A 20,178-nucleotide genomic window follows, 5' to 3' on the forward strand; every position below is an offset into this window, starting at 1 on the left:
AGGATGAAGAACGAGGAAGGGGTTGGAGAGATGAAGAACAAGGTCGAGAAGAAAGACGTCGCCCAGCTGACGGTGCACGGAGAAACCTACGAGCTGCCCGTGCTCGGCGGCTCGATCGGTCCCGACGCGATCGATATCCGCTCGCTCTACAAGGACGCCGGCGTGTTCACCTTCGACCCCGGCTTCACCTCGACGGCGAGCTGCGAGAGCCAGATCACCTATATCGACGGCGGCGAGGGCGTGCTGCTCTATCGCGGCTACCCGATCGACCAGCTGGCCGAGCAGTCCAACTTCACCGAGGTCGCCTACCTGCTCATGCACGGCGAGCTCCCCGGCGCGCGCGAACTCGACGAATTCGACTGGACGCTGCGCCGGCACACCATGCTGCACGACCAGTTCGACCAGTTCTTCCGGGGCTTCCGCCGCGACGCCCATCCCATGGCGATCATGGTCGGCACGGTCGGCGCGCTGTCGGCCTTCTACCACGACTCCACGGACATCAATGATCCCGAGGCGCGCACCATCGCGAGCCACCGCATGATCGCGAAGATGCCGACGATCGCGGCGCGGGCCTTCAAGTACTCGACCGGCCAGCCCTTCATCACCCCGCTCAACAAGTACGACTACGCGTCGAACTTCCTGCGGATGTGCTTCGCGGTTCCCGCCGAGGAATACGAGGTCTCCCCCACCCTCGCCCGGGCGATGGACCGCATCTTCATCCTGCACGCCGATCACGAGCAGAACGCCTCGACCTCGACGGTGCGCCTGGCGGGTTCGTCCGGCGCCAACCCGTTCGCCTGCATCGCGGCGGGCATCGCCTCGCTCTGGGGGCCGGCCCACGGCGGCGCCAACGAGGCCGCGCTCAACATGCTGCGCGAGATCGGATCGGTCGATCAGATCCCCGAATACATCAAGCGCGCCAAGGACAAGAACGACCCGTTCCGGCTGATGGGCTTCGGTCACCGCGTCTACAAGAACTACGACCCGCGCGCGAAAGTCATGCGCACCACGGCCCACGAGGTCCTCGACGAGCTCGGCGCCAAGGACGATCCGCTGCTGCAGGTCGCCATGGAGCTCGAGAAGATCGCGCTCGAGGACGAGTATTTCGTCGAGAAGAAGCTCTACCCGAACATCGATTTCTATTCGGGCATCACGCTCAAGGCGATGGGCTTCCCGACCGAGATGTTCACCGTGCTGTTCGCCGTCGCGCGGACGGTCGGCTGGATCGCGCAGTGGTCGGAGATGATCGAAGATCCGAGCCAGAAGATCGGCCGTCCGCGCCAGATCTTCACCGGCGCCGAGGGCCGCGACTACGTCCCGCTGTCCAAGCGCTGAGGCTCGCCGGACGCGATGCGGAGCACCGCCTCGGCGGCGCTCCGCGACGGCGCGCGCTCCTCGCCCAGCATGTCGCGCGTCACCGCGCGCAGGGCGTCCGCCGTCTCCGCCCTCAGGGCCGGATCGTCGAGGAAGGACTGAACAGCGCACGCGAGCGTCTCGCCGGTGCATCGCATCTGGACGAATTCCGGGATCAGCTCCCGGTCGGCGGCGAGATTGACCAGGCTGATGTATTTGGCGCGCATCAGGAAGGCGCGCGCGATCGCCCAGGCCAGCCAGCCCAGCCTGTAGGCCGCGATGGTGGGCACGCCGACGCGCGACAGCTCGACGGTCGCCGTGCCCGAGCACGCCAGCGCGACATCGCCGGCGGCGTAGGCGTCATTGCGCTCGTCGGCGTCGACCGCGATCAATCCTTGCAGACGCGGATCGCCGGCGATCATTTCCCGGGCCGGCTCGGCGATGGACGGCGCCAGCGGCGCGACGAGCCTCAGCTCGGGATTGGCTTCGAGCAGGCGCGAAGCCGCCTCGGCGAAGGGCGGGAACAGCCGCTCGAGCTCCTTCCGGCGGCTTCCGAACAGCATGAGCAGGACCGGCGCGTCCGGCGCGATGCCGTGGCGCGCCCGGAAGCCCGGCCCGTCTCCGGACAGGTCGCGATCGAGCACCGGGTTTCCGACGAAGGTGACCGGCAGGCCGTGCGGCGCGTAGTACGGCGGATCGAACGGATGGATGGCCAGCAGGTGATCGACCGTCCTCGCAAGCGTCTTCGCCCGGCCGGGCCGCGTAGCGAAGACCTGCGGGCCGACATACTTGATCAGCGGGATATCGGGCGCGAGCTCGCGCAGCTTCCAGGCCGCGCGCAGCATGAAGCCCCAGGAATCGATCAGCACGACGGCGTCGGCGCCGAAGGCCCGCGCGGCCTCGGCGGTCTCCCGGGCGCGCTGGTGGACGAGCTTGAGAATGGTCAGGCCGTCGAACACGCCGAGCACCGACAGGTCCGAAATGTCGAAGGGCGACTCGACGCCGAGGCGCGCCATTGCGGGACCGCCCACGCCGGCGATCTCCACATCGGGCCGCTGTTCCCGGAGCGCCGCGATCAGGTCCGCGCCGAGCGCGTCGCCGGACGGCTCGGCGGCCACGAGAAACACCCGCGGCGGCCGCGAGGCGCCGGGGCTCACGGCGCCCGCTCCGCATCGGCGAGTTCCGACTCGGTGAGCACCCAGACGAACAGCCCGGCGTCCTCGGCGGCCCGGGCGACGCTGTCGCGGCCGAGGATCAGCGCCTCGCCCTCGGGCGCGGCGATCCCGGCCAGCCCGGCCGCCGCCGCGCGTTCGACGGTCGACACGCCGATCACCGGCAGGTCCACGCGGGTTTCCTGGCCGGGCTTCGGGCGCTTGGCGAGCACGCCCCGGCGCGCGTCGGGCCCGCCGCGCAGGGCGTCAGGCAGGCCGGCGACGCGCTCCAGCATGGAGTCGGTGCCCTCCTGGGCCTCGACGGCCAGGACGAGCCCGTCGCCCACGACGGCGCCCTGACCGATATCCTCCGCCCCGATCACGCCGGCGATGCGCATCGCCTTGAGCGCGTCGGCGCGCGCGCCGTCGGAGGGTTCGACGCCGCCGAGAAGCCCGGGCCGCGCCAGCAGCGCGTCGGCAACCTCGTCGGCGCCGACGACGGTGAAGCCGGCGTGTTCGAAGGCGCCGAGGATCGCGCGCAGCAGCGCGTCGTCGCCGCGCGCGGCGGCGGCCAGCACCTTCGGCAACAGGCGCGCGCCCTCCCAGTCCGGCTTGAGCTGGCTGAAATCCGGGCGCGTGACGATGCCCGCGAAGCAGACCGCATCGCACTCGGCTTCGTTCAGGTCCCGGATGATCTGGCCGAACTGGCCGAGCCCGCGCTCCAGCGGAGACGCGAAACGCGCCGGGTCGGCGAAGCCGGAAAGCGCGATGACGCAGCCCAGCCGACCCTCCGCGGCGCAGGCTTCGGCCACGCGCTCGGGAAGCTCGCCGGCGCCCGCGATCAGGCCGAGCCGTCGCCAGGCGGTCATGACCTATCTCAGGTCCGGCCCGCAGAGCGGGCGCGAGGCGGGCGCGCGGACGAAGTCGATGATCTCCATCACCTCCGGGCGATCGGCGAAAAGCCGGGCGGCGTCCTCCAAGCGTTCGTTGAACGCGCCCTCGACGGCGAAGATGAGCCGGTAGGCCGAGCGCATATCGTGGATCGAATCCCGCTTGAAGCCGCGACGCTTCAGGCCGACGAGATTGAGCCCGCCGAGCCAGCCGTGATTGTCGACCATGCCGTATGGAATGACGTCGCCGGTGACCGGCGCGCCGCCGCCGATGAAGGCGTAACGCCCGACGCGGCATTTCTGATGGACCGCCGACAGCCCGCCCATGATCACGTAATCGCCGACGCTCACCCCGCCGCCGAGCGTGGCGTTGTTGGCGAACACGACATGATCGCCGACGCGGCAGTCATGGGCGACGTGGGCGCCGACCATGAAATACCCGTCAGAGCCGACGCGGGTCTCCCCGCCTCCGGCCTCGGTGCCGAGCTGCATGGTGACCTGTTCGCGCAGGACGTTGCGGTCGCCGATGACGAGGCGCACCTCGCCGCCCTCATGCTTGAGATCCTGCGGCGGTTGGCCGAGGGCGACGAAGGGATGCAGCACGCAGTCCGCGCCGATCTGCGCGCCGCCATCGATGCTGACATGCGAGACCAGGCGCGTTCGGTCGCCGACGCGCACGCCCGCGCCGACCGAGCAGAACGGACCGATCTCCACGCCGGCGCCGAGTTCGGCTTCCGGGTGGACGACCGCGCTTGGATGGATTGCCTCGGACATCGGCGCGTTCAGCCCTCGCGCGCCGCCGAGGTCGCGGAGAACTCCGCTTCGGCGCACTTCACCCCGTCGACCATGGCGACCCCCTTGAACTTGAAGACGCCGTGCCGCGTGCCGAGGATCTCGACGGGCATCTCCATGCGATCGCCCGGTTTGACCGGACGGCGGAAACGCGCCTTCTCCACGCCGAGAAAGTAGATCACGGTCCGATCGATGTCGGCGTCCAGCGTCTTCGACATCAACAGCGCGCCGGTCTGGGCGAGCGACTCGATGATCAACACGCCGGGCATGACCGGATTGCCGGGAAAATGGCCCTGGAAGCAGGGCTCGCCCGCCGTCACGCACTTGATGCCCCGGATCGACCGGCCCTCCTGGTACTCCTCGGCGCAATCGACCAGCAGGAAGGGATGACGGTGAGGAAGCCGCCGGAGAACCTCCTCGGGTTCGATGCGCGATTGGATCTCGGTCACGTCTCGTCCTTGCTCCCGCGCTTGGCTGGGCGCCGCGCGCTTTCGCGCCTGATCCAGGCGACTTCCCGCATGAAGCGGGAGATCGGTTGGCCGGGCGATCCCGCCCAGGTCTCGCCGGCCGGCACGTCGCGCATGATAGCCGCATCCGCGGCGAGCCGCGCGTTCTCGCCGATGGAAAGGTGATCGGCCACGCCGACCCGGCCGCCGAACTGCACGCCGCGCCCGACGGTGACGCTGCCGGAGACCCCCGCGAAGGCGGCCATCACGGCGTGTTCGCCGACCTCCACGTTGTGGGCGATGTGGGAAAGATTGTCGATCCGGCAGCTGCGGCGCAGCACGGTGTCGATGAACATGCCCCGGTCGACGGTGACGTTCGCGCCCAGCGTGACGTCGTCCTCGATGATCACGCGTCCCATGTGCGGCAGCGTGAACAGCGCGCCGTCGGCCTGGGCGAGCCCGAAGCCGGATTCGCCGATCACCGCGCCGGCGGATATCTCGCAGCCTTCGCCGATGAGGCAGAAGCCCAGCACGGCGCGCGCGCCGATGCGCGTGCCGCGCCCGACCGTCACGCCCGGACCGATCACCGCGCCGGGCCCGATCCATGCGCCTTCGGCGATCTCGGCGTCCGGCCCGATCGCGCAGCCCGGTCCGACGTCGGCGCCGTCGGCGATCCGCGCGTCGGGATGGATCAGGGCGTCGCCGAGATGACGCCGCGGGCGCACGATCAGCGGCGCGGCCTTCGCGAACGCCGTCTTCGGCGAGTCGTGGACGATGACCGCGGCGAGCCCGTCGAGGCGCGCCGCCAGGTCGGCCGGGCCGATGGCGACGCCGGCGGACGGCGCACGCCCGTCCTCCTCGATCGTGGTCAGGAAGAAGAGATCGCGCGCCTCGGCCGACGCCGGAGCGGCGACATTGTCGACGGGCGCGTCGCCGTCTCCGGCCACGCGCCCGTCGATCGCATCCGCGATCTCTGCGGCCGTCAGCGGGCCAAGCCGCTCGTAGAAGCGCGCATCGGCCCCCATCGTTCCGCCCTACTGCTGCTGCTGACCTTGACCCTGCTCGGGCAGGCGCACGCGATTGACGGGCGTGGTCTGCATCTGCGCGTTCAGGCGCTCGATCGCCGTGTCGGTCACGTCGACCGCGTCATTGGCGTAGACGATCTGCGAGCGGTCCAGGAGCACGTTCGCGCCGCGCTCCTCGACGATCTGCTGAAGAATGCCCTGCAGCGCCTGGAGCACCGGCTGCATCGCGGCGCGCTCGGTCGCGACCAGCTCCTGCTGGCGGCGGCGGCGGGTCTGCTCGAACGCCGCGGCGTCCTGCTGAAGCTGCTGGATGCGCTGCATCAGGTCGGGACGGCCCTGGATGGCCTCCTGGCTGAGCGCCGAGGTTTCGGCGTTGAGCGCTTCGTTCTCCTGGGCGATCGGCTGACCGGCCGCTTCGAGTTCGGCCTGGATCTCGCCGCCGATGCGCTCGAGTTCGCTGGCGATGTGCTGGCCGACGGCGCTTTCGCGGAGGATGCGCTCCTCGCTCATGATGAGCACCTGCTGGGCCTGGGCGGCTGCGGAGAGCGCGACCCAGGCGGCGAGAGCGGCGATGAGGCCGAGACTGGCGGTCAGCGACCGGTTGAGAGTGCGTTGCATAGCGTTAGAACCCCGTTCTTGTGCTGAATCTGAAGAATTCGGCGCGATCGTAGTCTTCCCTCACGAGCGCATCCGCAAAGTCGAACTGCACCGGGCCGAACGGCGAATCCCAGAAGACGCTGAGCCCGGCGGACACGCGCGGGGACAGATCGTCCACGGTGAAGATGGCGTCCGCCGTGCCGTCGTCGACGATTTCGTCCTCGCCCGGAAGGAAGCCGAGCGTGCCGAATTCGGTGAAGACGCTGGCGCGGATTCCGTATTCCTCCGGAAGCGGCAGCGGGAAGCTGAATTCGACGGCGCCCTGGGCGTAGAAGTTGCCGCCCAGCGCATCGAGCGACCGGAACTGGTCGCCGTCCTCGAGCGGTTCTTCGCGGCGTTGCACGACGCGAGGCCCGATGCCGGCGGTCTCGAACCCGCGGAAGTTGTTGCCTCCACGGAAGAAACGGTCGTTGATCCGGGCGGAGTCGCCGCCCCAGGAATACAGCAAGCCGGTCTCTCCGGTGACGCTGAACACGAAGTCGTCCCTGAAGACGCTCTGGTACACCCCGCCCTGCAGTTCAGAGCGGACATAGCGAACATCACCGCCGAATCCGGCGATATCTTGACTGAAGACGAGCCGGAATCCGTCGGACGGCCGGGCGTAGTTGTTCACGCGGTTCCAGGCGAGCGAGTAGCCGAGCAGCGATGTCACCCGGTCGCCCGACGCGCGCAGGATCGACGAGGACACCCCGCCGAAGGTTCGAACCTCGTCGTTACGCAAGGTATAGCTCACGCTCGACTGGACCGAGCGCGTCAGGGGGAAGCTCGCCCGCAGCGTCGCGCCCGTCGAGGAGGTCCGGAAGGAGGCCTCGCGCGAGAAGTCGGATTCGATCCGGAAGATGTCGAAGCCCGCGCTCAGGTTTCGGTCGAGGAAGCGCGGTTCGGTGAATCGGATATCGATCTGCTCGCGACGCGAGCTCGCCGAGACCCGCAGGCGGAGGAACTGGCCGCGGCCGCGGAGATTGCGCTCGGAGATCGAGAAATCGACGAGGAAGGATTCCGTCGAGGAGAAGCCGGCGCCGAATGCGAGCTCGCCCGTGGGCTGCTCGGTGACGCTGACCTCGACCCGGGCCCGGTCCTGCGACGAGCCCTGCACGGGCTCGATCGAGACTTCCTCGAAGAAGCCCAGCCGGTTGACGCGGCGCTCGGACGAGTTGAGCAGCGCCTGGTTGAACGGATCGCCCTCTACGAGGTCGAGTTCGCGACGGATCACGCGATCGAGCGTGCGCGTGTTCCCGACGATGTCGATGCGCTCGATATAGACGCGCGGCGTCTCGTTGATGACGTACTCGACGTCGACCGTCCGTTCCTCGCGATTGGTCGTCACCCGCGGGCGAATGTCGACGAAGGCGTAGCCGGCCGCGCCCGCGGCGAAGGTCAGCGTCTCGATCGAATCCTCGATCTGGCTGCCGACATAGAGCTCGCCGGGCTGCGTCGCCACGACCTGCGCCAGGCGCTCGCCGTCGAGATCGGGGATCTCGGTGGTGACGGTGATGTCGCCGAACTCGTAGCGCCGCCCCTCCTCCATCGTGAACGTGATGTAGAAGCCGGACTGGTCGGGGGTCAGCTCCGCGACGGCGGAGACGATGCGGAAGTCGGCGTAGCCGCGATCGGCGTAGAACTGGCGAAGCTGCTCGCGGTCGAATTCGAGCCGGTCGGGATCGTAATTGTCGTTCGACGACAGGAAGCGCCACCACCGCGCTTCCGTGGTGACGATCTGGCGGCGGAGCTGGCGGTCCGAGAACGCCTCGTTGCCGATGAAGCTGATCCGCCGGACGCTCGTCACCGGGCCTTCGGATATCTCGTAGACGAGATCGACCCGGTTCTGGTCGAGCTCGACGATCTTGGGCTCGACCTGCGCGGCGAACCGGCCGGAGCGGCGGTAGACCTCGAGGATCCGCTGGACGTCCGACTGAACGCGGGCGCGGGTGAACACCGCCCGCGGCTGCAGCTCGGTCTCCTCGGTGATCTTGTCGTCGTCAATCGCGCGGTTTCCGTCGAGGATCACGCGGTTGATGATCGGGTTCTCCTCGACCGCGATGATCATGTTGGGACCGTCGATGGCGATGCGGACGTCGGAGAAAAGCCCCGTGCCGTAAAGGGTCTGGATCGAAAGGTTGATCAGGCGCGGATTGGGAACGTCGCCCGGCTGGATGAGCAGATAGGACAGGATCGTGTCGGCTTCGACGCGCTGATTGCCCTCGACCAGGACCTGCAGGATCGGCCGCTGCGCGCTTTGCCCCGTCGACACCGCCTGTCCGGCGGCCTGCCCCGCGCCCTGTTGCGCCGGCGGTTCCGCTGCGGGCTCCTGGCCGCGCGCCGGAACGGCCGCAATCATCAAGGCGGCGAGGACCGCCAACACCAAACGGTAGGTCGCTGTCATGAACGCCTCTGTCCCTCGCCCGGCCGCGTGCGGCTAGGAAAACAAACCCCGCAAATAACTTACATCGTTCCAGGTGGCCACAAAGAGCATTCCCAGAACGAGCGCAAGGCCGATCCGGAACCCCGCCGCCTGCAGGGCGGGGCTCGGCGGCCGCTGCGCAACGGCCTCGTAGGCGTAATACACAAGGTGGCCGCCGTCGAGGACCGGGATGGGGAGAAGGTTCATCAGACCGAGCGCCACGGACAACAGGCCGGCGAGCGTCACGAGGCCGAGAACGAGCGCCAGGACGCGATCGCCCGCGGCCGGCGCGGCGCCGCCCGACGCTCCCCCGTCGACGGCCTGATTGGCGATCTGGCCGGCGGTCGTGGCGATTCCCAGAGGGCCGTTGATGTGCTCGACCGAGGCGCGTCCGGTCACCAGGCGGCCGATATAGTCGAGGATCATGCCCGTGATCTCGGCGGTCCGGCGCACGCCGTAGGCCGGCGCCTCGATGACGGAATAGCGGCGATAGGCGAGCTCCGCATCCGGAGACAACCCGACGCCGAGAAAGCCCATGGCGCGCTCCCCGCCGAGCCCGTCCTCGCGCATCTGGCGCTGGGGCTCGGCGACCAGTTCGAGCTCGCGCCCGTCGCGGTCCACGAGGAAACGCATGGTCTGGCCGGCGCGGATATAGACGCTTTCGGTGATGTCGGTGAAGGAGCGCACCGGCGCGCCGTCGATCTCGAGGACGCGGTCGCCCGGCTGGAAGCCGGCGGCCTCGGCCGCCGAGTCCTCGATGACCGTTCCGATCAACGGCTCGGCGCTCACCTCGCCGCGGGCCGCGCCGAGAACGGCGAACACCGCGATCGCGAGCACGAAATTCGCCGCGGGTCCGGCGAGCACGATCAGGGCGCGCTGCCAGACCGGCTTGAAATGGAACACGGTGTCGGCGTCACCGTGGGCGTCGCGCGCCTGCTCGAGCGCGGCGCGATCCGGCGCGCTCGCGGCGTTCTCGTCGCCGCGGAACTTGACGAAGCCGCCCAGCGGCAGCGCGGAGATGCGCCAGCGCGTCCCCTGCCCGTCCCGCCACTCGGCCAGCACCGGCCCGAATCCGATGGAGAACGCTTCGGCGTGAACGCCGAACAGCCGCCCGACGCCATAGTGACCCAGCTCGTGGATGACGATCACGAAGGAGATCACCGCCACGAAGGCGAACAGGCTGAGCAGGCCGGAGCCGAGCAGATCGATCATGTCACACCCCTCAGGCGGTCCGATGCCGCCGACTTGATGAGACGCAGGCTCACCCCCTCCTGCGAGCCGTGCGCGCGATGGCGTCCCGGGCGAAGGTCCGCCCGGTCCCGTCGGCCTCGAAGACCGCCTCGAAATCGGCCGGTTCCGCGCCGTCCAGCCCCTCACGCAAGGCGCGTTCCAGAGCCTCAGAAACCGTCGACGGGATGTCAAGAAAGCCGATCCGGCGCTCGAGGAAGGCGCTCACCGCGATCTCGTTGGCCGCATTGAAGATCGCCGGCAGCGCGCCGCCGGAGTCCGCGGCCATGCGCGCCAGCGCCAGGGCGGGAAAGCGCTCCGCGTCGGGCGCCTCGAAGGTGAGCCGGCCCAGCTTCGCGAGATCCAGGCGTTCGACCGGCGTCTCGATCCGGCGCGGCCAGGCCAGCGCGTGCGCGATCGGCGTGCGCATGTCGGGCGCGCCCAGCTGGGCGAGCAGTCCGCCGTCGATGTGCTCGACGAGGCCGTGGACGATGGATTCGGGATGCACCAGCACGTCGACGCGCGTCTGCGGCAGATCGAACAGATGGCAGGCCTCGATGATCTCGAGGCCCTTGTTCATCATCGTCGCGGAATCGATCGAGATCTTCGCGCCCATCTCCCAGGTCGGATGGGCGAGCGCGGCTTCCGGCGTGGCCGCGGCCATCGCCTCGCGCGTGGCGGTCCGGAACGGGCCGCCCGACGCGGTGAGGATGATCCGGCGCAGCTCGGCCGGCTTCGAGTCGTCGAGCGCCTGGAAGACGGCGTTGTGCTCGGAATCGACGGGCAGCAGCGTCGCGCCGCATTCCCGCGCCGTCTCCATGAACAGCCGGCCGGCGCAGACGAGCGCCTCCTTGTTGGCGAAGGCGACGACGGCGCCCCGGCGCACGCCCTCCAGCGTCGGGCGGAGGCCGGCGGCGCCGACGATGGCGGCCATCATCCAGTCGGCCGGCATGGCCGCAGCCTCGAGCACCGCGCCCTCGCCGGCGGCCGCGCGGATCCCGGTTCCCGCAAGGGCGTCGGAAAGCGCGTCGCCGGCGGCGGAATCGGCCACGGCGGCGAACTCGGCGTCGAAGCGCCGGGCGAGCGCGGCCAGCTCGGAGGCGTTCGAGTTGGCGGTGAGCGCGACGACGTCGAACGTTCCCTCCGGCGCGCGCGCGATCAGGTCGAGCGTGGCGCGCCCGACGGAGCCGGTCGCGCCGAGGATGGTGACGCGGCGGGGGCTCACCACCCGCCTCCGGGCCAGCCCTGGGGCGAGGCCGCCGTCCAGGCCGCGGCGACCAAGGTGGCCAGCATCAGCGCGTCGACGCGGTCGAGCACGCCGCCATGACCCGGGATGAGCGTGCCCGCGTCCTTCACGCCGAAGCGCCGTTTGCACAGGGACATCACGAGGTCCCCAATCACCGCAGCGGCGGCGGTGGGTACCGCGACGATGCAGGCGTGACCGACATCGAAGCCGAAGCCGGCCGCGACCAGGCCGCCCGCCGCCGCGCCGGCGGCGAGCCCCGCCGCCAGCCCGGTCCACGTCTTGTTGGGGCTGGCCGCGGGCAGCAGCTTCCAGCCGCCGATCCAGGTGCCGGCGAGATAGGCGAAGGTGTCGGCCGACCATACGACCGCCAGCAGGTAGACCACCGCGACCAGCCCGCCGGCCTCGGCCATGCGCAGGCTGACCAGCGCGGCCGCGGCGGCGGCGACATAGGCCACGCCGGCGAACGCCTCCCAGGCGCGCCCCCGCGGCGCCCGGTCGAAGGCCGCCCCGGCGGCGCCGGCGAGCACCCAGACCGCGGTGTAGGCATAGGCGTCCTGGGCGGCGAGCAGCGCGGCGCCCACCGCCGTCCCGGTCGCCGTGGCGAAGGCGCGCGGCGGCGCGGCCTTGTCCGACATCCGCACCCATTCCCACGCCATGGCCGCGGCGAAGGCGGCCACGAACATCGCGAAGAGATGGCCGCCGGCGAAGACGAGCCCGATCGCGATCGGCGCGAGCACGAGCGCCGACAGGACCCGTCTTCCGAAGACCGGATCGCGGGCAGCCCGGCGGCCGGGCGCCGCCTCAGACATGACTGAGACCGCCATAGCGGCGCTCGCGGCCGCGATAGTCCTCGATCGCGGCCTCGAGATGCTCGCGCGAGAAATCCGGCCACAGCACGTCCATGAAGATCAGCTCGGCGTAGGCGGCCTGCCACAGCATGAAGTTCGACAGCCGGCGCTCGCCGCTGGTGCGGATGAGCATGTCGGGATCGGGCAGGCTCGCCGTGTCGAGATGGGCCGCGAAGCCGTCCTCGTCGAGATCGGCGAGATCGCCTCCGTCCGCGGCGGCGCGCACGGCGGCGCGGACGATCTCGTCGCGACCGCCGTAATTGAACGCGATCGTCAGGTTGAAGCGCGTGTTCTCCGCCGTCCGCGACTCGGCGTCCCGGATGATGTCGAGGATGTCGGCGGACAGCCCTTCGCGCCGTCCGATCACGCGCACGCGGACGCCCTCCGCGACCAGCCGGTCGAGATCGGCGGCGACGAAACGCTTCAGAAGCGCGAACAGCGCGTCGACCTCCTCGGCGGGGCGACGCCAGTTCTCGGTCGAGAAGCCGAAAAGCGTGAGATGGGTGAGCCCCAGGTCGCCGGCGGCGCGCACCGCGCCGCGCACGGCCTCGACGCCCTGGCGATGGCCGAACGCCCGCGGCTTGCCGCGCGCGGCGGCCCAGCGGCCATTGCCGTCCATGATGATCGCCACGTGGCGGGGCGGCGCGCGGCGCGCTTCGGATTGCGTCGCCATGTCCGGCCTCCCTGCCGCGGTCCGCGCGGCGTCAGACCTTCGTGATCTCGTCCTGCTTGTGCTTGAGCAGATCGTCGATCGTCTCGATGCGTTCGTCGGTCAGCTTCTGGACCTGGTCGGCGAGCTTCTTGTGCTCGTCCTCGCTGATCTCGTTGTCCTTCTCGAGCCGCTTGAGCGCGTCCATGCCGTCGCGGCGGACATTGCGCACCGCGACGCGGGCCTGCTCGGCGTAGGACCCCGCCGTGCGCGCCAGCTCGGCGCGGCGCTCCTCGTTGAGCGGCGGGATCGGGATGCGGATCAGCCCGCCCTCGACGACGGGGTTGAGGCCGAGCGAGGAATTGCGGATCGCCTTGTCGACGGCCGGCGCGAGGCTCTGGTCCCAGACCTGGACCGAGATCATCCGCGCCTCGGGCGTTGTGATCGTGCCCAGCTGGTTGATCGGCGTCGGCGTTCCGTAGGCCTCCACCTTGATCGGATCGAGCAGCGAGACGTGCGCCCGGCCGGTCCTGAGGCCCGAGAATTCCGTCTTCAGCGAGTCCACGGCGCCGTCCATGCGCCGCTTGATGTCGTTGATGTCGAAATCGGCCATCGTCGTGTCATCTCCCCTAAGCGGCGCCCGGCGCCGAGTCAGTCTCCGCCGACCACGGTGCAGCGGCCATCGCCGTTGAGCACGCGCGCCAGACCGCCCTGCTCGCGGATATTGAACACCACGATCGGGATCTGGTTGTCACGCATGAGCGACACCGCGGAGGCGTCCATAACCTTCAAGTTCTTTGCAAGGACATCGGTGTAAGTCAGGGACTCGAAACGCTTCGCGTCAGGCGCCTCATTGGGGTCGGCGTCATAGACGCCATCGACGTTCGTGCCCTTGAACAGCGCGTTGCAGCCCATCTCCGCGGCCCGCAGCGCGGCGGCCGTGTCCGTGGTGAAGAAGGGATTGCCCGTGCCCGCGGCGAAGATCACCACGCGGCCCTTCTCCATGTGCCGGATGGCGCGGCGGCGGATATAGGGCTCGCACACCGTCGTCATCGGGATCGCCGACTGGACGCGCGTCGACACGCCGACGCGCTCGAGCGCGGTCTGCATCGCCAGCGCGTTCATCACCGTGGCGAGCATGCCCATGTAGTCGGCGGCGGCCCGGTCCATGCCGCGCGCGGCGGCGGACAGCCCGCGGAAGATGTTGCCCCCGCCGATGACCAGGCAGATCTCGTAGCCCGCCTCGACGGCGTCGCCGATCTCTTGCGCGACGCGGTCGGCGGTCTCGATGTCGATGCCGTAGGCCTGGTCGCCCATCAGCGCCTCGCCGGAAATCTTGAGCAGGACCCGGCGATACGGGCCCGGCGGATCTCCGGCGGAGGGCTGATCGGCGTCAGTCACGGTTCGCGCGTCTCCTGGCGTCGGGCCGGCGGTTATCGTTCAGCCGCGCGCGGCGGCGGCGACTTCGGCGGCGAAGTCCTCGTCCTTCTTCTCGACGCCCTCGCCGAGCTCCATGCGGACGAAGCCGGTGCACTCGATCGGCGCGCCGACATCGGCCTCGGCGGCCTTGAGCGCCTGCTCGACCGTGTTGTCGGGATCGAGCACGAAGGCCTGATTGAGCAACACGACCTCTTCGTAGAACTTGCGCAGCCGGCCTTCGACCATCTTCTCGATGATGTTCTCCGGCTTGCCCGAGGCGCGCGCCTGGTCGGACAGCACGTCGCGCTCCTTCTGGACCACCGCCGGGTCGAGATCGTCGACCGACAGCGCCAGCGGCGCCGCCGGCGAGGCCGCGGCGACGTGCATGGCGACCTTGCGGCCGAGCTCGGCGAGCTTGGCCTTGTCGCCCTCGGACTTCAGCGCGACGATCACCCCGATCTTGCCCATGCCCTCGGCGGCGGCGTTGTGGACATAGGTTGAAACCACACCCGGATCGACGGCGAGCGCGGCGGCGCGGCGCAGCGTCATGTTCTCGCCGATCTGGGCGATCAGGTCGGTGAGCGTGTCGGCGACCGACTTGCCGCCGCTGGTCTGGGCGGCCGACAGCGCCTCTATGTCGGCGGCGTCGATGGCGAGCTCGGCGATCTCGGAAGCCGCCTTCTGGAACAGCTCGTTGCGGGCGACGAAGTCGGTTTCGGAGTTCACCTCGACGGCCGCGGCGGCCATGCCCGCGCCGCGCTCGGCCGACGCGACGGCGACCAGGCCCTCGGCGGTGACGCGGTCGGCCTTCTTGGCGGCCTTCGACAGGCCCTTCTTGCGCAGCCAGTCGACGGCGGCCTCGACGTCGCCATCGGTCTCGGCGAGCGCCTTCTTGCAGTCCATCATGCCCGCGCCGGTCTTCTCGCGCAGGTCCTTCACCAGAGCGGCGGTGATTTCGGCCATGGGGAGGTCTCCTTGGTTCGCGCGCCGGCGCTATTCGCTCTTGGCGGCTTCGTTCTTCTGCTCGGACGAGTCGTCATCGGCCTTCTTCTTCGAGGCGGCCTTGGTCGTCTTCGACGCGGCCTTGGTCGTCGACTTCGCCGCGGTCTTCGAGGTCGACTTGGCGGTCGATTTCGACTCGGTCTTCGTCGTCGACTTCGCCGCCGACTTGGTCGCCGTCTTGGCGCCGGACTTCGCGGTCGATTTCGTGGCCGTCTTGGAAGCCGTCTTGGAAGCCGGCTTCTTGGCCGCCGTCTTCGCGGTCGACTTGGACGCCTTGGCCTTGGTCTCGGCGGCGGGGGCCTCCTCGGTCTTCTCGGCGGCCTTCTCGGCGGCGGGGGCCTCCTCGGCCTTCCCTTCGGCCTTCGCCGGCTCGGCCGCGGCTTCGGCGGCGGGCGCTTCGGTCTCGGCCGGGGCTTCGGCGGCTTCAGCCGGGGCGGCTTCGGCCGGAGCGGCCTCCTCGGTCACCGCGGCTTCCACCGGCGCCTCGGATTCGCCGAGATCCACGCCGAGCGCCGAGGAGCTTTCGGCGATGCCGTCCAGCACGGAGTCGGCGACGAGCTCGCAATAGAGCGAGATCGCGCGCGCCGCGTCGTCATTGCCCGGGATCGGGAAGTCGATCGGATCGGGATCGCAATTGGTGTCGACCACGGCGACGACGGGGATGTTCAGGCGCTTGGCCTCCTGGATGGCGATCGACTCCTTGTTGGTGTCGATCACGAACATCAGGTCCGGCGTGCCGCCCATCTCCTTGATGCCGCCCAGCGAGCGCTCGAGCTTCTCGCGCTCGCGCGACAGGTTGAGAATTTCCTTCTTGGTGAGACCCTGCGGGCCGCCTTCCTGGTCGAGCAGATCCTCGAGCTCGCGCAGGCGCGCGATCGAGTGCGAGATCGTCCGCCAGTTGGTGAGCGTGCCGCCCAGCCAGCGGTGATTGATGAAGTACTGCGCGCAGCGGCCGGCCGCCTGCGCCACCGGCTCGGAGGCCTGGCGCTTGGTGCCGACGAACAGGATGCGCCCGCCATTGGCGGCGACTTCGCGGATCTTGACCAGCGCCTGGTGCATCAGCGGCACCGACTGGGACAGGTCGATGATGTGGATGTTCGCGCGCTCGCCGAAGATGAATTGCTTCATCTTCGGGTTCCAGCGGTGGGTCTGGTGTCCGAAATGGGCGCCGGCTTCCAGCAGCTGACGCATGGAGAATTCAGGAAGGGCCATCGTTGTCATCCTTTTCCGGTTGGCCTCCACGGGGCGGAGCCGGCCGCCCGGATCCGAAGAAGCCGGGACGGACGCGGCACCGGAGCGACGCGCGTTCGATACGCGCCGTAGCCCCGTGTGCGGGATCGCGCGCGCTTATACGAGTGATGACGGGTCGAGACAAGCCGCGATCGCGGTGAACCCGGAGGCTACTCCGCCTCGACGGCGACGACGCCGGCGACCTGCTTGATCGCGGCCCGGGCGGCGGGATCGACCGCGTGGCGGCCGTCGAGGCGCAGTTCCGCGGTCCGCCCGTCGCTCAGCGGCACGGCGAGATGGACCGCGCCGCGCGGCCCGCCCTCGCGGGCGTCGGCGCGCTCGAGCCGGGATTTCACGCCGGGCAGCGCCTCCGGCCCCTCGACATGGATGCGCAGGCGCTCGCCGGCCGGCTCCATGGCGAAGGGATCGATCATGTCAGCGTCGTCGATGATGACGCGCATCTCGTCTTCCTGCGCCTCGATGCGGGCGTTGACCGTCACGGCCGCGCCGGGCTCGAGGATCTCGCGGGTGTCGCTGAGCACGTCGGGGGGCACCAGCGCCTCGAACTCGCCGGACGGGTCGGACAGGGTGAGGAAGGCGAAACGCTTACCGGTCCGCCGCGAAATCTTCTCCTGGCGCCGGCGCACCACGCCGGCCATGCGCGCCGCGCTCGCGCCCTCGGCGACGCGCGCGGGCAGGTCGGCGTGAAAGACCACGCCCCGGCGGGCGAGCGCGGCGGCCATGTCGTCGAGCGGATGGCCGGAGAGATAGAAGCCGATCGCGGCGAGCTCCTCATCGAGCCGGCGCACCGGGTCCCAGGGCTCGACATCGGGCAGGCGCGGCCGCTCGAGACCCGAGGGCGCGCCCTCCCCGCCCCCGCCGAACAGCGAAGCCTGCGAACTCTCACGCTCGGAATGGGCGCGCTGCGATAGCGCGATGAGCGTGTCGGCGGCGGCGAGCGCGCGGGCGCGATCGGGCTCGAGCGAGTCGAAGGCGCCGGCGCGGGCGAGATTCTCGAAGGCGCGCTTGTTGACCTGGCGGGGGTCGACGCGCTCGGCGAAATCGAACAGGTCGCGGAACGGCCCGCCGGCGCGGCGCACCTCGGCGACGTGCTCCATCGCGGCGAAGCCGACATTGCGGATGGCGCCGAGCGCGTAGCGGATGGCGCCGTCCTCGACGGCGAAGTCGGCCTCCGAGGCGTTGACGTCGGGCGGCCGCACGGCGAGCCCCATCCGCCGCGTCTCCTGGAAGAACACGGCGAGCTTCTCGGTGTTGTGGGCGTCCAGGCTCATCAGCGCGGCCATGAAGGCGACGGGATGGTTCGCCTTCAGCCAGGCGGTGCGGTACGCGATCACGGCGTAGGCCGCGGCGTGGGACTTGTTGAAGCCGTAGCCGGCGAACTCGGCGACGAGATCGAAGATGTAGGAGGCCTTGTCGCGGCTCACGCCGCGCTCCTGCGCGCCTTCGAGGAAGCGGACGCGCTGCTTGTCCATCTCCTCCTTCTTCTTCTTGCCCATCGCCCGGCGCAGCAGATCGGCCTCGCCGAGCGAGTAGCCCGACAGGATCTGGGCGATCTGCATCACCTGCTCCTGATAGATGATGACCCCGTAGGTCTCCTTCAGGACGGGTTCGAGTTCGGGATGGAGATAGTCGGGTTCGGCGCGGCCGAACTTCCGGTCGACATAGACGTCGATATTCTTCATCGGGCCGGGCCGGTAGAGCGAGATCAGCGCGATCACGTCCTCGACCGTGTCCGGCTTGAGCTTCTTCAGCGTGTCGCGCATGCCCGAGCTTTCCAGCTGGAACACGCCGATCGAGCCGCCGGTGGCGAGCAGCTCGTAGGTCGCGGGATCGTCGAATCCCAGCGCCTCGAGATCGATGCGCTCCCCGCCGGCGCGTTCGACGAAATCGAGCGCGCGCGAGATCACGGTGAGCGTCTTCAGGCCCAGGAAGTCGAACTTCACCAGGCCGGCGGGCTCGACCCAGTTCATGTTGAACTGCGTGGCCGGCAGGTCGGCGCGCGGATCGCGGTAGAGCGGCACCATCTCGACCAGCGGCCGGTCGCCGATCACCACGCCGGCGGCGTGGGTCGAGGCGTTGCGGAACAGGCCCTCGAGCTGCAGCGCGACCTCGATCAGCCGGTCGACGGCCGGGTCGTCGCGGCGGGCCTGGTCGAGCTTGGGCTCGGTCTCGACGGCCTCGGCCAGCGTCACCGGCTCGGCGGGATTGTTCGGCACCAGCTTGGCGAGCCGGTCGACCAGGCCGAAGGGCAGCTGCAGCACGCGGCCGACATCGCGCACCACGGCGCGGGCCTGCAGCGTGCCGAAGGTGATGATGTGAGCGACACGGTCCTCGCCGTAGCGCTGCTTGACGTAGCGGATCACCTCGCCGCGCCGCTCCTGGCAGAAGTCGACGTCGAAGTCGGGCATCGACACGCGCTCGGGATTGAGGAAGCGCTCGAACAGCAGGCCGAAGCGCAGCGGGTCGAGATCGGTGATGGTGAGCGCCCAGGCCACGACCGAGCCCGCCCCCGAGCCGCGCCCCGGCCCGACGGGGATGTCGTGAGCCTTCGCCCACTTGATGAAGTCCGACACGATCAGGAAATAGCCGGGAAAGCCCATGCGCTCGATGATGGCGAGCTCGTGGTCGAGGCGCTCGCGGTAGGTCTCGACGGGCGCGGCGGGCTCGACCTTCTCGAGCCGCGCGGCGAGCCCGGCCTCGGCCTGGGCGCGCAGCTCCTCGGCTTCGTCGCGGCCGCCCTCGGTGGGAAAACTCGGCAGGATCGGATCGCCGACGCGGGGACGGAAGGCGCAGCGGCGCGCGATGTCGGCGGTGTTCTCGATCGCCTCGGGCAGGTCGGCGAACAGCTCGGCCATTTCCGCGCCGGACTTGAAGTAGTGCTCGGGCGTCACCCGGCGGCGGTCGTCGACGGTGACATAGCTCGACTGGGCGATGCACATGAGCGCGTCGTGCGCGCCGTGCAGCTCGGGCTTGGCGAAGAAGGGTTCGTTGGTCGCCGCGAGCGGCAGGCCGTCGGCGTAGGCGCGCTCGACGAGCCAGTCCTCGGCGGTGAGCTCGTCGCGGCGGCCGTGGCGCTGCAGCTCGATATAGAGCCGGTCGGGAAAGCCGCCCGCCAGACGTTCCAGAAGCGCGCGCGCCGGCCCGTCCCGACCCTCGCAGACGAGGCGGTTGAGCGCGCCCTCCGGACCTCCGGTGAGACAGATCAGCCCCTCGGCCCGCTGAAGCACGGTCTCGATCGGGACGTGCGGCTCCTCGGCCGCGCCCACGTCGAGATAGGCCGACGAGGACAGCGCCATGAGATTGCCGTAGCCGGTCTCGTCCTGGGCCAGAAGGACGAGCGTCCCGTCGGGTCCGGCGCGTTCGCCGGGTCGCGGGGCCTCCAGCCGGACCGACAGCGTGCAGCCCATCACCGGCTGCACGCCGTTCTTCGCCAGCGTCTCGGAGAACTCGAGCGCGCCGAACAGGTTGTTGGAGTCGGTCAGCGCCAGCGCCGGCATCGATTCCGTCCGGCACAGCTCGGCCATCTCGCCGATGCGCATCGCGCCCTCGAGCAGCGAATAGGGCGAGCGCGCCCGCAGATGGACGAATGGCGACGCCGTCATGATGAGGCCCCTTCCCGGCCGCGGCCGGATCGATGATTCCGTGACCCGGAGAGGCTAGCCCAGGCCCCGGCCGCGATCAGCCCGAGACCGCGCTTCCCCAGGTGACCACGAGGCAGATGAAACCGAGAACGGCGGCGGCGGAGGTGGTTTCCTCGATCAGGCGGCGCATGGCGAAACTCCGGCGGCTTGATGATGTATTCGCGTTTTGTTCCGCTCTAC

The 20,178-nt window shown here is 69.8% G+C and carries 16 protein-coding genes and 1 pseudogene; 1 reads left to right on the plus strand and 16 read right to left on the minus strand.

All coding sequences use genetic code 11. The features are described 5' to 3' along the window. The first annotated feature begins 30 nt into the window (after nucleotides 1–30). Nucleotides 31–1,335: a citrate synthase gene (gene gltA / locus DDZ18_RS05950; RefSeq protein WP_109252465.1), complete on the plus strand. Its 1,305-nt coding sequence runs from the start codon at nucleotides 31–33 to the stop codon at nucleotides 1,333–1,335. On the opposite strand, the gene lpxB is transcribed toward gltA, so the two are convergent. The 16 genes and pseudogenes from lpxB to dnaE all read right to left on the minus strand — a co-directional run bounded on the left by lpxB (nucleotide 1,311) and on the right by dnaE (nucleotide 19,959). Continuing rightward, the gene (gene lpxB / locus DDZ18_RS05955; RefSeq protein WP_109252466.1) at nucleotides 1,311–2,510 is read right to left on the minus strand and encodes a lipid-A-disaccharide synthase; all 1,200 of its coding nucleotides are present in this window, start codon (nucleotides 2,508–2,510) and stop codon (nucleotides 1,311–1,313) included. The genes gltA and lpxB overlap by 25 nt on opposite strands. Then, entirely contained in the window at nucleotides 2,507–3,373 is an 867-nt protein-coding gene (locus DDZ18_RS05960; protein ID WP_109252467.1) for an LpxI family protein, read from the minus strand. The genes lpxB and DDZ18_RS05960 overlap by 4 nt, the downstream gene beginning before the upstream one ends. A 3-nt stretch (nucleotides 3,374–3,376) precedes the next feature. Then, entirely contained in the window at nucleotides 3,377–4,168 is a 792-nt protein-coding gene (gene lpxA, locus DDZ18_RS05965; RefSeq protein WP_109252468.1) for an acyl-ACP--UDP-N-acetylglucosamine O-acyltransferase, read from the minus strand. 8 nt (nucleotides 4,169–4,176) lie between these two features. Then, nucleotides 4,177–4,635 (minus strand): 3-hydroxyacyl-ACP dehydratase FabZ, encoded by a 459-nt coding sequence (fabZ, locus tag DDZ18_RS05970; protein ID WP_109252469.1) that lies wholly within the window; start codon nucleotides 4,633–4,635, stop codon nucleotides 4,177–4,179. Beyond that, nucleotides 4,632–5,657 (minus strand): UDP-3-O-(3-hydroxymyristoyl)glucosamine N-acyltransferase, encoded by a 1,026-nt coding sequence (gene lpxD / locus DDZ18_RS05975; protein WP_109252470.1) that lies wholly within the window; start codon nucleotides 5,655–5,657, stop codon nucleotides 4,632–4,634. The genes fabZ and lpxD overlap by 4 nt, the downstream gene beginning before the upstream one ends. 9 nt (nucleotides 5,658–5,666) lie before the next feature. Further along, on the minus strand, nucleotides 5,667–6,275 hold the full coding sequence (locus tag DDZ18_RS05980; RefSeq protein ID WP_109252471.1) for an OmpH family outer membrane protein: 609 nt from the start codon (nucleotides 6,273–6,275) through the stop codon (nucleotides 5,667–5,669). Nucleotides 6,276–6,279: 4 nt separating this feature from the next. Beyond that, complete coding sequence (gene bamA, locus DDZ18_RS05985; RefSeq protein ID WP_233245730.1) at nucleotides 6,280–8,565, minus strand: outer membrane protein assembly factor BamA; 2,286 nt, start codon at nucleotides 8,563–8,565, stop codon at nucleotides 6,280–6,282. 165 nt (nucleotides 8,566–8,730) lie between these two features. Then, entirely contained in the window at nucleotides 8,731–9,927 is a 1,197-nt protein-coding gene (locus tag DDZ18_RS05990) for a M50 family metallopeptidase (RefSeq protein WP_109252472.1), read from the minus strand. Nucleotides 9,928–9,976: 49 nt separating this feature from the next. Further along, nucleotides 9,977–11,167: a 1-deoxy-D-xylulose-5-phosphate reductoisomerase gene (gene dxr / locus DDZ18_RS05995; RefSeq protein ID WP_233245731.1), complete on the minus strand. Its 1,191-nt coding sequence runs from the start codon at nucleotides 11,165–11,167 to the stop codon at nucleotides 9,977–9,979. After that, the gene (locus DDZ18_RS14100; protein WP_233245732.1) at nucleotides 11,164–11,997 is read right to left on the minus strand and encodes a phosphatidate cytidylyltransferase; all 834 of its coding nucleotides are present in this window, start codon (nucleotides 11,995–11,997) and stop codon (nucleotides 11,164–11,166) included. Before DDZ18_RS14100 ends, dxr begins: the two co-directional genes overlap by 4 nt. Next, nucleotides 11,990–12,709: a polyprenyl diphosphate synthase gene (gene uppS, locus DDZ18_RS06000; RefSeq protein WP_109252474.1), complete on the minus strand. Its 720-nt coding sequence runs from the start codon at nucleotides 12,707–12,709 to the stop codon at nucleotides 11,990–11,992. The genes DDZ18_RS14100 and uppS overlap by 8 nt, the downstream gene beginning before the upstream one ends. A gap of 31 nt (nucleotides 12,710–12,740) precedes the next feature. Then, entirely contained in the window at nucleotides 12,741–13,298 is a 558-nt protein-coding gene (gene frr, locus DDZ18_RS06005) for a ribosome recycling factor (RefSeq protein ID WP_109252475.1), read from the minus strand. 38 nt (nucleotides 13,299–13,336) lie between these two features. Further along, nucleotides 13,337–14,086 carry a UMP kinase gene (gene pyrH, locus DDZ18_RS06010; RefSeq protein WP_199241137.1) on the minus strand — a complete coding sequence of 250 codons (750 nt, stop codon included), beginning with the start codon at nucleotides 14,084–14,086 and terminating at the stop codon, nucleotides 13,337–13,339. A 39-nt stretch (nucleotides 14,087–14,125) separates the two neighbouring features. Then, the gene (gene tsf, locus DDZ18_RS06015; RefSeq protein WP_109252476.1) at nucleotides 14,126–15,067 is read right to left on the minus strand and encodes a translation elongation factor Ts; all 942 of its coding nucleotides are present in this window, start codon (nucleotides 15,065–15,067) and stop codon (nucleotides 14,126–14,128) included. A gap of 396 nt (nucleotides 15,068–15,463) precedes the next feature. Further along, nucleotides 15,464–16,318 (minus strand): annotated as a pseudogene (rpsB, locus tag DDZ18_RS14265) (30S ribosomal protein S2); the annotation flags it as partial. Nucleotides 16,319–16,506: 188 nt separating this feature from the next. Next, complete coding sequence (dnaE, locus tag DDZ18_RS06025; RefSeq protein WP_109252478.1) at nucleotides 16,507–19,959, minus strand: DNA polymerase III subunit alpha; 3,453 nt, start codon at nucleotides 19,957–19,959, stop codon at nucleotides 16,507–16,509. Between the last annotated feature and the right edge of the window lie 219 nt (nucleotides 19,960–20,178).

This window comes from Marinicauda salina (assembly GCF_003122085.1).
GTDB lineage: Bacteria > Pseudomonadota > Alphaproteobacteria > Caulobacterales > Maricaulaceae > Maricicauda_A > Maricicauda_A salina.

Bases quoted from the DNA above. Each gene is read 5' to 3' on its own strand.
- lpxD (WP_109252470.1), bottom strand. From the start codon at position 5,657: ATGGGGGCCGATGCGCGCTTCTACGAGCGGCTTGGCCCGCTGACGGCC.
- frr (WP_109252475.1), bottom strand. From the start codon at position 13,298: ATGGCCGATTTCGACATCAACGACATCAAGCGGCGCATGGACGGCGCC.
- DDZ18_RS05990 (WP_109252472.1), bottom strand. From the start codon at position 9,927: ATGATCGATCTGCTCGGCTCCGGCCTGCTCAGCCTGTTCGCCTTCGTG.
- lpxA (WP_109252468.1), bottom strand. From the start codon at position 4,168: ATGTCCGAGGCAATCCATCCAAGCGCGGTCGTCCACCCGGAAGCCGAA.
- uppS (WP_109252474.1), bottom strand. From the start codon at position 12,709: ATGGCGACGCAATCCGAAGCGCGCCGCGCGCCGCCCCGCCACGTGGCG.
- DDZ18_RS14100 (WP_233245732.1), bottom strand. From the start codon at position 11,997: ATGTCTGAGGCGGCGCCCGGCCGCCGGGCTGCCCGCGATCCGGTCTTC.
- tsf (WP_109252476.1), bottom strand. From the start codon at position 15,067: ATGGCCGAAATCACCGCCGCTCTGGTGAAGGACCTGCGCGAGAAGACC.
- DDZ18_RS05980 (WP_109252471.1), bottom strand. From the start codon at position 6,275: ATGCAACGCACTCTCAACCGGTCGCTGACCGCCAGTCTCGGCCTCATC.
- DDZ18_RS05960 (WP_109252467.1), bottom strand. From the start codon at position 3,373: ATGACCGCCTGGCGACGGCTCGGCCTGATCGCGGGCGCCGGCGAGCTT.
- gltA (WP_109252465.1), top strand. From the start codon at position 31: ATGAAGAACAAGGTCGAGAAGAAAGACGTCGCCCAGCTGACGGTGCAC.
- dnaE (WP_109252478.1), bottom strand. From the start codon at position 19,959: ATGACGGCGTCGCCATTCGTCCATCTGCGGGCGCGCTCGCCCTATTCG.